The sequence below is a fragment of the Paenibacillus sp. sgz302114 genome, assembly GCF_056120345.1.
The window spans coordinates 439,382-451,802 of sequence record NZ_JBVYOI010000005.1 but is presented as its reverse complement, the minus strand read 5'-3'; the positions used below and the strand labels follow the sequence as shown (position 1 = coordinate 451,802).

At 48.5% G+C, this 12,421-nt stretch carries 10 protein-coding genes; 1 reads left to right on the top strand and 9 read right to left on the bottom strand.

Going from position 1 to position 12,421, the window contains the following annotated elements; all coding sequences use genetic code 11:
* Nucleotides 1-210 precede the first annotated feature (210 nt).
* Entirely contained in the window at nt 211-462 is a 252-nt protein-coding gene (locus AC0LWF_RS16390) for a DUF2500 domain-containing protein (RefSeq protein WP_474652645.1), read from the bottom strand.
* A 290-nt stretch (nt 463-752) separates the two neighbouring features.
* On the opposite strand from AC0LWF_RS16390, the gene AC0LWF_RS16385 reads away from it, so the two are divergent.
* Nucleotides 753-2,003 carry a family 8 glycosyl hydrolase gene (locus AC0LWF_RS16385; RefSeq protein ID WP_474652596.1) on the top strand — a complete coding sequence of 417 codons (1,251 nt, stop codon included), beginning with the start codon at nt 753-755 and terminating at the stop codon, nt 2,001-2,003.
* A 566-nt stretch (nt 2,004-2,569) separates the two neighbouring features.
* On the opposite strand, the gene AC0LWF_RS16380 is transcribed toward AC0LWF_RS16385, so the two are convergent.
* The 8 genes from AC0LWF_RS16380 to AC0LWF_RS16345 form a co-directional block, all read right to left on the bottom strand.
* Nucleotides 2,570-3,442, bottom strand: a complete 873-nt coding sequence (locus AC0LWF_RS16380; RefSeq protein ID WP_474652595.1) for a polysaccharide deacetylase family protein — start codon at nt 3,440-3,442, stop codon at nt 2,570-2,572.
* An 86-nt stretch (nt 3,443-3,528) separates the two neighbouring features.
* A complete protein-coding gene (locus tag AC0LWF_RS16375) occupies nt 3,529-4,182 on the bottom strand; it encodes a glutamate--tRNA ligase family protein (RefSeq protein ID WP_474652644.1) in 654 nt (217 codons plus the stop codon).
* Nucleotides 4,183-4,282: 100 nt separating this feature from the next.
* Nucleotides 4,283-4,432, bottom strand: a complete 150-nt coding sequence (locus AC0LWF_RS16370) for a glutamate--tRNA ligase family protein (protein WP_474652643.1) — start codon at nt 4,430-4,432, stop codon at nt 4,283-4,285.
* Between the two features lie 188 nt (nt 4,433-4,620).
* Nucleotides 4,621-6,102, bottom strand: coding sequence for a DHA2 family efflux MFS transporter permease subunit (locus tag AC0LWF_RS16365; protein ID WP_474652594.1), 1,482 nt, complete (start codon nt 6,100-6,102; stop codon nt 4,621-4,623).
* A 181-nt stretch (nt 6,103-6,283) separates the two neighbouring features.
* On the bottom strand, nt 6,284-6,901 hold the full coding sequence (locus tag AC0LWF_RS16360) for a TetR/AcrR family transcriptional regulator (RefSeq protein WP_474652593.1): 618 nt from the start codon (nt 6,899-6,901) through the stop codon (nt 6,284-6,286).
* Nucleotides 6,902-7,099: 198 nt separating this feature from the next.
* On the bottom strand, nt 7,100-8,707 hold the full coding sequence (locus AC0LWF_RS16355; protein WP_474652592.1) for a glycoside hydrolase family 3 protein: 1,608 nt from the start codon (nt 8,705-8,707) through the stop codon (nt 7,100-7,102).
* A gap of 39 nt (nt 8,708-8,746) precedes the next feature.
* Nucleotides 8,747-10,414 carry a response regulator transcription factor gene (locus tag AC0LWF_RS16350; RefSeq protein WP_474652591.1) on the bottom strand — a complete coding sequence of 556 codons (1,668 nt, stop codon included), beginning with the start codon at nt 10,412-10,414 and terminating at the stop codon, nt 8,747-8,749.
* A gap of 2 nt (nt 10,415-10,416) precedes the next feature.
* Complete coding sequence (locus tag AC0LWF_RS16345; RefSeq protein WP_474652590.1) at nt 10,417-12,231, bottom strand: cache domain-containing sensor histidine kinase; 1,815 nt, start codon at nt 12,229-12,231, stop codon at nt 10,417-10,419.
* Between the last annotated feature and the right edge of the window lie 190 nt (nt 12,232-12,421).

Below are 12,421 nucleotides of genomic sequence, written 5' to 3'. Positions count from 1 at the left end.
AAGTCCAAACCAATTCATTTATTCTCTTCTCTCTCCCTAATCTTAATCATTTGTTCCCCGAGAAAATTCTAAATGTTAATTATCTCAGAAGGCTGAATGCTTGTTTAGTGGTAATGTTTCTCTTTCAATTATTCAAGCACTACTGCCCGTTAGCTCAACAGGCCGCCACACCTTGTTGATTATGTAATGTCGTGCCCAGTAACAACCATCCTATCTGAGAAATTCTTTAAAACGCGTACCTTGATAAGTAAGTTGTCCATGGTCGCCTACGATAATAAGACCGAATCTATTGCCTCTTACCTGCAATTCAATGCGTGTTCCATTACCTAATTCAAAAGTCACGTAGTAATTGGTACTTGAACTGGCATTGCCAGAACCTCCCCATACTTCTGTTCTTTTATCCACTACAGTTACGGGACACGTTATCGCATCTGAGGCATTATTTGTCGTCCACGTCCAGATACCGCGAGTAATTACATATAGGAATCCTCCAACTACAATGATAAAAATAAAACTTCCAAAAAGTTTGAAAATAGAGGCATTTCTTTTATAAATCCAAAGAAGCCCGGGTCATCAGGGTATCCACTCATCTTATCTCTCCTCAAACAACCATAAGGTCAATTTTCTCCTTATCCAATTTACGATTCCACAACCTGGAAAGTTGTGTTATCCTGCCCGTTCTTCAGCAGGTTCTTTTTTCCTTTAGAACCGAATAATAAATGTCTTGATAGTAGGATTCGGAGGGGATTCGCATGAAGGCGACCAGTTGGAAAAGCTTACTTTTTCTCGAATCTCGTGCTTCAAAAGCCAAAAGAGCTTTCCCTCAGCACTCGAAGTATAGAGCGAGTTCAATTAAACCGAACAACGTAAACCAAGCGCAATTAGATAAGAGTGTACAAGACTGCTATGATATTTGGAAATCTAAGTACCTTATTCGAAATCCCGCCGCTAACGATCAATATTTCGTTTATTATAACTTAGAAGGACAGGATGAGCCGCAGAACTCCGTATCAACGTCGGAAAGCCATGGGCACGGTATGCTTCTGACAGCTTATTTGTCCGGCTATGATCCAAATGCCAGAATGTATTATAATGGCCTTTACCGATTTTACAGAGCTCATCCTAGCTCCAATAATCCCCTATTAATGGCTTGGAAGCAGGTGAAAGACGCTAGCGGAAACATCGTAGATGCGGAAGGCAGGGATTCCGCGACTGATGGAGATATGGACATTGCCTTTTCCCTTTTACTGGCTTATAACCAGTGGGGAAACCGGGGAACGATCAAATATTTAAGCGAAGCCCAAAAAATGATTGCTGCTATCTTGAAGGATGACGTAGACCAGCGGAAATGGTTTTTAAAGCTGGGAGACTGGGTAAATTCAAATACACCCAAATATAATGGAGCAACACGCCCCTCCGATTTTATGATCGAGCATCTTAAAGCATTTCAGATCGCAACGAATAATGCCAAATGGGGCTGGGTCGTTGATAAAACGTACTCCATCACGCGGCAGCTATTTCATGATTTTAGTCCTAAAACAGGTTTATTACCTGATTTTTCCGTAAAACGTAACAGCGACTTTGCACCTACCCCTCCTAATTTTTTGGAAGGGACTTATGACGGCGATTACTATATGAACGCTTGCAGGACGACATGGCGCATCCCCTTGGATTATTTGTTGACGGGAGATCGAAGAGGCTTTACTCAATTCACGCAGTTGAACAATTGGATCAAAAGTAAAACCGGCAGCGATCCGGGAAAAATACGCGCAGGCTATTATTTGAATGGCAGAGATTTGCCAACAGAATTCAATAATCATCTGGCCTTCGTGTCTCCCTTTGCCGTAAGCGCAATGATCAATGCCGGTAATCAGGAGTGGCTTAACAAACTTTGGACGCATATGGTGAATGCCAGGTTCGATGACAACGATTATTATGGTAATACGATCAGGATGCTTTGCATGCTAGTCGTATCCGGTAATTGGTGGTCACCTGTACATTAATAATCCTAGATTTTATCTACGCTCACTATGGAAGGTCGACAAAGTCTGTACATTCAACATTTTTTCATCTTGTTTTTGAACTAAACTGCCCGTTCGTATTATGAGGTCACCAGAACTTACTGGTCGACCTCATTTTTATGTGGTCGTAAGATTGCGATAGCCGGGGATTGAACGTAACTGCCCGTGGGTCTCGGTTCCCGAGAGCTATTCCGTTCATCCCCCCTACTTGTTAAACCATGATTAGAGCTAGTGGAGGCACGACCCCGAATCACATGCGATAATGTGGACGACACGATGGTCAGGGGCTGCCGGCGAATATTCTTCAAGGAATGGTTACATGATTCCTGTCATTGGACTGGATGTTTCTAAAGGAGAAAGCCATGCTCTAGCATCACTAATCGAGGAATTGCGCGCGGAAAGATCTTTCGATTCGAGCATAACCTCGAGGGGCAAATTGGCCCGTTCTTCATTGTGCAATCCTATTCGTTTGCGAAACAAGCGACTTATCACTTAAACTGCAAATACAATAAGAAGATGAAAGATCAATTAGTTGAAACTCTCAAAGATTACTGCAAGGGGTATGTTGCCAACTTGACAAACCGGTACCCTTTTCTCTTAAGTTCGGGAATCGCTGCCATCACTCCTTCGGCTGTAGCTTTCTCTGGATGATTCATGTGGCATATGACAATCGCCCCGTTATTCGACGACAATAATGCGGTTTTTATTTGTGATTCCGAGAAGGTTGCACCAGCATCTCCTAACACATTGTAATTGACTGCACGTAAACCTAGATCATTGATGACTTTGGTGGCAATTTCGTCATAATAAGCAGTTCCGGAGCGAAAATAGATTGGTCTCCTGCCAGTCAATCTTTGAATTTTATCGGCATTAATAAGTACTTCATCTACTGCTTCACCTACGTTTTTTGTCCCCTGAATTCCCCAAGCAGATTTGCCATTTACGGATAGCGGCTGATGAAGGTAACCATGGTTCTCGATTTCAAACAATTGATTCTTAGCAAGTGACATAAATGTGACGGAATTCATGTCAATCCATCTTGCATTGATAAATAATGTTGCTGGAATGTTCTCTTTTATCAAATAATCAATCAAGTCTTTGTCGTACCCGCCTCCACCATTACCTCCACATGCATCAAAGGTAAGTGCGATCACCTTATCGTTAGTTACCATTCGTGAAAAAACACCGGACACTGTTTCTCCCCATTGAGTCGGTTTTTGATTTGAATATTTCTTTATCAATTCCGTCCTATACTGCTGCTCTCCTACAGTTAGCAAGCTCGTCGGAGGTAGACCCGTCGCTTTAATTTGAACAGGATGGTCTGAGGAGTTAGTCTTAGGGGCTTGCTTAGAAGCATTCATACAGCCAGAAATGCACAAAACAGCTACCCATGCTGTAGAATGGAACAATATTTTTTTCAATCAAATTCCCCCTTCTCTGGACAATTAGCATCACCAAAAGAGGGTTATTTATGTATGCATCGCCAAAAATGGTGGATCAAATAGAGTCAGCGGAGGATATCATTTAATTTATTCATATCAAACAGCGCTCCGCTGACATTCATTTTACTCATCTCGATCGTAAAGCATCTATTATCCTTGGATGGATTGCTCGCACGCCATTCTTCGTAGTTAGAGTTAATAAGATTCATTAAGTACTCTACTAGTGCAGCACCGGGATAACCCTCTGCTCGGTAATAAATCGCTGCTGCATCTTTATCTTTCTTTTTGCTGAATTTCCTCTTAGAGCTTCCATCCATTTTCATTATTGGAGAAAGATGTCCGTATTCAGGCCGTTGGAATCCAAGAATGTCGAACAACTGTAGATGGATCGGTGTAGAAGAAAGCCTCTCTTCTCCGCGGATGACATGTGTCGTTCCCATCAATTGATCATCAACTGCATGAGCGAAATGATAGGTCGGAATACCGTCCGATTTCATAATAACAATGTCCTGTTCATTCTCCGGCATTTCGATCTCGCCTCTAATCAGATCAATATATTTGATTGTTCGATTGGCTTTGCCTGGAGACTTCAAGCGAATGACATAAGGTTTTCCTTGTGCCAACTCATCTTTGACTCGCTCTAAGGAAGCAGTTCTATGAACCGCCCATTTCCCATAATAACCAGTTATCTGTTTATTTGTCTGCTGTACGCCGCGAATGCGATCAAGCTCCTCTGCATCACAGAAACATGGATAAGCGAGTCAGTTAAGCACGAGCTGCTTAATAAACACTTTGTATATCTCCACTCTCTCGCTCTGCTTATATGGTCCGTATTTCCCGTTCTCTACAGACCTCGATACGCAAATAGAATAGATCGCCGCTTTGGGACGCTAGCCGCTCAGAAATTAGCGTTGCATAAATACCTCCTATCGTTAAAAATCCGGTAGGGCTGGGAGCAAACCGAGTCACTTTCGCCGTGGAATCGATAGCTACCTCCACGCATCCTCATATGAATACAACTCAACACAGCACCGGTCAAAAATTCTCCTAAATAATGGTATTATACCCACGGAACAGGCACACTAGGCGATAACCTACGGCTAATACAAAAAAAGGTTGCCCTGAGGATCAGGACAACCTTTTTTCTTTGCTTGTATTTATCCCGCGAGTTCCGGTTCGGGAACGATCGCTTTCTCATCTTCCGGACGACCGGTTCGTTTGATGAAGAAGGCAAGGATTAGACCGACCAGACCGATTCCAACAATGACTAGATAGGCATCATTGATTCCCTGAATCGTAGCTTCCATAATCATATGCTCTTGCGAGTCGGATCCACCTGCTGCCATCATGTCCGTCATATGCGTCTTCGTTCTAGTTGACATAATCGTGACGAGCAAGGAAGTACCAACGCCTCCGGCAACCTGCTTGATTGTATTCGAGATCGCCGTACCGTGCGCATTCAATCTTGCAGGCAGCTGATTCAAGCCTGCTGTCGTGATCGGCATGAGGAACAGAGCCATACCCAAACGACGTCCTGTAGACATCAGAACCAAATATGTGTAGCTAGTCGAATCGGTCAAATTTACGAATCCAAGTGTCGTAACGATCGTAATTGCCATTCCGATAATGGATAACCATTTTGCTCCGAATCGATCGAATAGTCTGCCTGCTACCGGCATCATAAGTCCCATAAGCAGCGCTCCTGGCAACATGAGCACGCCGGATTCAAGAGCCGTGAAGCCACGCGCGTTTTGCAAATACAGAGGCAGCAGCATCATATCGGCATACATAACCATAGTGACCGCGATATTGATGATGGTCGTCAGCGTGAACATATTGTACTTGAACGACCGCAGGTCAAGCAGCGGACTCTTGGATCTGAGCTGCAATAATGTAAATACAATCAAAGCAATAACGCCTACGATAATGGATAAGATGACCTCCGAGCTCGACCATCCCAATTTACCTGCACGGCTAAAGCCATACAGAAGAGCGCCAAAACCGATCGTCGAGAGAATGACGCCGCCGACGTTAAGCTTCGGATAGGTACGTTCAGCCACATTTTTCAAATAAAAATAACCGACGACGATGACGAGCACGGCAAACGGGATCATGCCATAGAACAACCAACGCCAGGAGTAATCTCGCAAGACGTATCCAGCGATTGTCGGTCCGATTGCTGGTGCGAAGATGATGGATAGTCCAACCATTCCCATCGCAGCGCCTCGCTTATCTGGAGGAAACACCGTTAGAATAACGTTCATTAACAACGGCATAATGATACCCGCACCGGCAGCTTGAATCAGTCGCCCTGTTAACAAGAGATCAAAGCCAGGCGCGACCGCCGAAACAATGGTTCCGATTAGAAAAATAATCATGGAAGCCTGGAAAAGCTCCCTGGTCGTAAATCGTTGCATTAGATAAGCCGTAATCGGGATCAGAACCCCGTTTACAAGCATGTAGCCGGTTGTCAGCCATTGCGCTGTAGATGCCTCGATTTTGAAGTCGATCATCAGCTCGGGAAGCGCGACGCTCATAATGGTCTGATTCAGTATGGCAATAAATGCCCCGAGAATCATGACGAATAAGAGCGGACCTTTCTTAATGTCGGTTGTATCCGACAATGCGTGGGTACTCATTTCTACTATCCCTCCAAAACGTAAATAACTTAATTAACAAAGTGTTGCATAACATACTCACTGTAATGAATTATAGGGACCGTATCCACGTTACACAAGCAACACATTATCAAATACTGTAAACTAATATACAATCACTTTTAATATGTAAATCATCCATCACATAATATACATATCCTCATCATATGTTATGTTTAGTTTGCATTTTCAAATGTTCCAAGGGGAGTGTACGCATTAATGCATATTGTTCGGCAAGATACCGCGGGGTGTATGTCATGTCTTTGCGGAGCCAGCCTACGATCGTGCCAATCAAGGCTGACGAACTATACCAGATGGCGATATCCTTCTGAATTCCGGAGCTTGATAGAAAATGATCTGTCCTTCTTTCGAACTTCTCTGTGAGCAATTCCGTTAACAGCTTCAATAGCCGATCCGTAAAAATCGTCGTCCGTCTCGAGGCAAGTACAACTTTATACCACTTCGCATTTGCGGCGATATGCTCAAGCAGCTTGACCAGTATGGGCCAGTATTCATCGGTGGAACTTTGATTATCAGGAGCCTGAAGCAGGATTTTTTGAATATTCCCAGTCATTTCATCGGCCAGCTTTTCCAACATGTCTGGAATGTCTCGATAATGCAGATAAAAGGTTACACGATTAATCGTCGCACGTTCGGCGATCCGATTCACTGATATTTTCTCGACTTCCATCTCTTGCAGCAAATCGACAAAAGCATCTCGAATCAATTGCCGCGTTCGGATGACGCGAGGATCTGTAACCGGCTTCTCATTCACATTCATAGTTGTACTCCATCCCCTTAGTATTGCCACAGTAAGCAAATCGCACTTGTCCATCTTTGCAGTGTTATTATGCAACAGATTGTAAATTTAGTCTATACGGCGAAGAAGCGTACTAGCCAAAATAAAACCGCCGAATGGGTTCTCCACAAAAAAACTGCACAGGCTCTATCGCCTGTGCAGCTCTCTATCAATCTATTATTACTCGCCGTTCCCCCAGCGCCAGCCGAACGGGTATTGCTCCGACAGCGTGAGCGGCAGCTTGCCTTGCGGCTCGAACTCGCCTAGCAGCGCGCCGGCTGCGGAATCGAGTGCGAGTGGACGGCATTCGTATACGGCGAGGAACGCCGACACCTCTGGGTAGACGAGCAGGTCAAGCGGATTGCGCACCGATACCGCAACGGTACGGTCAGCCGCTTGCGCGAGCAGCTGCGCCGCCGCCTCGCGTTCGTCCGCATGCTTCGCCGCATCGTAGCTGACGAAGACGATCTGCTCGAATGCGTCCAAACCTTCAAGCGCATCCGCGTCTCCGATGCGCCGCTCGGTCACCTCAGGCATCCGCGCAGCAAGTCGCCCGCCGAGCGTGCCGTCATCGGTCAGCAGCTCGTCCGCATCCGATACCGCGACAATCGCGGGCCAGAGCACAAGCGTGCGTGCCTCCCGCTTCAGCGGCAGCAGCCCCGCTTCATTCTTCACAAGCGTCACCGACGCTTCGCTCCAGCTGCGGGCAGCCTCTTGCTGGTCCGGTGTATCAAGCTTCGGCTCAAGCGATTCCCACGATTCCAGCGCCTTGCCGACTTCCCGCTTCGCTTTCAGCTTCATGATGCGCGCAAGCGATTCGTCGATTCGCGCCTCAGTCAGCTCGCCGCTCTCGATCGCAGCGACTACTGCTTCAAGCGCAGCCCGCTGCTTCGCAGCGGTATGGCAGATCAGCACCATATCTGCGCCAGCCTGCAAAGCCATCACTGCTCCGCGCGCCGGTCCGTAGAAGGTGTCGATTGCGTTCATCTCAAGGCAATCCGTGACGATTACGCCTTCATAGCCAATCTCTTCACGAAGCAGTCCGCTAAGCACCGGCTTCGATAATGTAGAAGGCACGCCTGACGGATCAAGCGACGGCAAGCAAACATGCGCCGTCATAATCATATCCGTCTCAGGCGCCGCCTTGCGGAACGGCACAAGCTCAATCGCCTCGAGCCGCTCACGGTCATGATGCAGGATAGGCAGATCCCGGTGCGAATCGACGCTCGTATCGCCATGACCTGGGAAATGCTTAATCGTCGCCGAGACGCCAGCCCGCTGATAGCCGCGAACCGCTGCAAGACCAAGCTCGCCGACAACCTCCGGCCGGTCGCTGTACGAACGGACATTAATAACCGGATTGTCCGGGTTATTGTTGACATCCACACATGGTGCATAGTTCAAATTAATGCCCACCGCGCGCAGCTGCTCGCCGGCAATCGAAGCCGTCTCGAACACGCCGCCAGCTGAAGCAGTAGCGCCAAGCGCCATGTTGCCAGGCATAAGCGTAACCCCGCGAACAAGACGCGACACCATGCCGCCCTCTTGGTCGACGGCGATGAACATCGGTGTTTTGCCCGCACGCTCTGCCGTACCCATTAAACTCCCCGACAGCTCGTGCACCTGCTTCGCATCAACAATGTTTCGCGTGAAGTAGATGATGCCGCCAACGCCGTACTCCTCAATCAACGCTTCGATATCTGCTGACGGACGCAGCCCATGAAATCCGAATACGAATAGCTGTCCGATTTTTTCCCGTAAACTAAGCTGCCGCCAATGCTCTCCCATCACTAGCACCTCTTCTTCTCTATTTAACTCCTGCTTGTCCTAACGCCACTCGCCCGGCTCTTCATCCAGAGAGATCGGACCGGTTTCCCCTTGCAGCGCCATCCGGTACTCCGTTGGAATTTGCCCGGTGTACTTCATAAACACTTTCGTAAAATACCGCCGTTCCGCATAGCCGACTTCCTTCGCAATTTGCGCGACGCTCTTCGGTGTCTCGAGCAGCAGCGCTTTCGCGGTTTCCATTCGCTGGCGCGTTATGTACTCGATGAACGTATCCCCGAAAGTCTGCTTGAACAACAAGCTAAAATGAGATGTGGACAGCCCTACATGCGTCGCCGCATCTTCGACACTGAGGTCTCGATAGAGATAGCGGTCAATGAACTGCTTCGCATCAACCATTTGACGCTCGGAATGCTTGCGCTTGTCTGTAGATCGCGCAACCCCTTCATCGGATGCCTGCCGAATGGCTGCGAACAAATCTTTGACGCTGAAATGCAAATCCATCTTCCGCCACAGCGCCTCTTCCAGCTCACGCGGCAGCAGATCCGCTTCCTTCAGCTCTCGCATCAGATGAAGCGCAAGGAAATGCAGCAGCGGCTTCAAGCGGCCCTCGGCACTTCCGCCCGCTTTTTGCAGCTGATCGGCAATCCGCTTCTGCTCCTCGTCAACGCCTGTTGCGTCTCCGCGCTTCATCGCGCCGATGAGCCGCTCCGCAATGTCCCACAGCGTCCGGCCCGTATCGAAACCGCCAGCAAGCTCGCTGCTGTAGAATGCAATCGTCACCGTTTCCGTCGATAGCTGCATTCCGCGCTGAACGGCCTTATATGCGGTAGATAGCTCGGTCATTGCCGTCACTTTATCATAGATGCCCGCATGGAGCTGCAGCTTCGCGTTATGCTTGACGGAAGCGAGCAGCATCTCTGCCCACTGCTTCATCTGCTCCGCATCCTGCTCCCGAGAGCTGTCCGCATCCGATACGAAGCCGCCTTGAATAAGGACACACCACTCGCCATCTCGCATCTGGATGACGGAATGTTGCAATTGAGCGACCTGAAGCGTCTCGCGCAGCACATTACATACCGCAAAATTCCATATTTTCCGCTCTTTATCCGGCCACTCGCGCCAATCCTTCGCATCCGCAGAACCTACGTCAATGTCGAGTACGATTACGGTATACTGCGGGTTGCCGAGCTGCTGCTCCTGCCCCGCCATCAGCCAATTGTCTGGCGTAATATCGGTGTAGTCCAGCAGAACGTCATAGAGAATCTTCTCGTTGGCAATATCAATGATCCGGCTAAGCTTCCGCTGTTCTTCCTTAAGCTGCATCCTCTTATTGCGTTGCTCCGACATGACCCTGGCAATGACGCCAGTCAACTCATCATAAGGAATCGGCTTCAGAATATAATCCTTCACGCCATACTGAATCGCTGCACGCGTATAGGAGAAATCCTGATAGCCGGTCAGCATAATAATGTCGCACGGAATGGATCGCTCCCGAATATGTTTAACAAGCTCTAGTCCATCCATGACAGGCATCCGAATATCGCACAGCACCAAATCAGCGGACTCCGACTGCAATAGCTCAAGCGCCTCGACACCGTTCTTCGCTGTACCTATTATCTCAAGTCCAAGCATACTCCACGGTATTACTTTTTCCAAGTTCCGCGTAATATGCTGTTCATCATCAACAAGCAGCACTTTACCGTTCATGTTCACAGACCACCTCTGCTTCGCGGTATCTTAATTCGGATCCTCGTACCAAATCCTTCATAGCTGCACATCATGAGGCCACACCTTGGACCATAATGAATACGCAGCCGGTCTGCTACGTTACGCAGTCCAAGTCCCCTCCGCTCACCTTGCTCTGCCACACTGAGATCCAAATCGCGCAAAGGCGCGGGATCAAGCCCATTGACCCGCTTCAGTGCCGCTTCATCCATGCCAATCCCATTGTCTGTAATCGTGAAGATGACATAAGCATTCTCGTGTGTCACAGCAATGTGGATCATACCGGTATAATGAATGCCTTCGAAGCCATGCTGAATGCTGTTCTCTACAAGCGGCTGAAGCGTGAGCTTCAATATCGTATCTTCCAGCGCCTCGTCCGGAATGTCCAGCTCATAGCTGAACAACTCCTCGAAGCGGTATTTTTGAATTTCCAGGTAGCTCCGTACATGTTCAATCTCTTGTCGTACCATGATCACTTCGGAGTGATGCATGCTCGTTCGGAGCAAAATGCTGAGGCGACGCACCATCTGCATGATCTTGCCGCCTTCGTTCTGAGCCGCGAGCGCATTGATGGACTCCAGCGTGTTGAACAGAAAATGCGGCTTAATCTGCGCCTGCATCAGCATCATCTCCGCGTGCTGCTTGCGCTCTTGCTCCGTTCGTACCTCGCCGAGGAGCCGGCCGATGCGATCAATCATGCTGTTAAAGCTGCGAGCGAGCAGCAGCGTCTCATCCTTGCCGGTTGTTGGCACACGAATGTCCATCATCCCTTGCTCAACGAGGCGCATTTTGCGAACGACGCGAATGATCGCTTTGGCCACGGGACTCACGAAGAAGATGTTAAACAGGATCGCAAAAATCAAGCAGAGCAGCGTAATGCCGCCAATCCACTGGACGAATCGAACGTTCTCGCTCGTCAGCGATTGCCACGATTTGACGGACACAAGGACCCACCCGCTCCGGTCAATATTGTACGCAGAGACGAGTGAATCCTCATGGTTGAATATGGCTCGATAGCTGTCATAGCGGTCGGTATGCTGCAGCGGGAGCGCGACCTGGGTGTTTGCAAGCTGACCTTCAAGCTGATGCTGGCTGTCAATCATGACAAGCCCGTCCTTATTCAGGATCAGATAGCGGGTCTGCGTCTGCTTCTCCCCGGTTAAGGTGAAATCCTGCAGCATGCTGTCTACTTCGTCCGATTTCACTTGAATGACCATGACACCGGAATCGTTAAAGGAATACATATCCTTCACCATCCGAATTTGCGTGAACAGCGTTGCTTCCGAGCCTGTGAGCCCCGGCTGCTCGTAAGGACCAATCCATTTCTGACGGCCGCCAAGCTTGACGACTTCCGGATAAATCGCATGGCTCTGCAGCATATCCAGCGTTATTTTCTTGAACGTTGTACGGTCATTCCGAAACGAACGGAATATGGTGCCGTCCTTCCCGTACAGGACCAGCATGCTGAGAGCCGGATTTTGAGACAGAACGGTATCTCTAAGCGACTTCTCATATTGGCTAATCGCAATCAGCCTGCTCGCGTCATTCACCGAATTGCGGGAGCTGCGCAGCGCATCCTGTACGGTTGCGTTCGTCACGGTTGCATCCGTGAGCTGGTCGAGCTCTTTGAAGAAATAGCGAATATTGCCGCCTACCGCCTTGAGCGTAATTTCCGTCTGCTCACTGTACTTCTTCTCCAGCAGCTGCTCCGAGTTCAGGAAGGACACAATGCCGAGGCATATAAGCGGAGCAACGATCAGCGCGAGAAAAGCAAGCAGCAGCTTTGGACGCAGGTTCATAGGCGGGACGGCTCCTTTGTTATTTATAAAATTGCGTCAATGGCTCGTTTGGTTGATCGTTCTTTTAATGATACCTAGAGCGGAGCGGGCGGAATCGTTGTGTAGAAGCGGCAGCGGTCGCCTAGGCGAAATGAAATGCGTTGTCTAAACTACGCAATTCATTTGCCCCTTTGTCCCCGGATATCTGCCA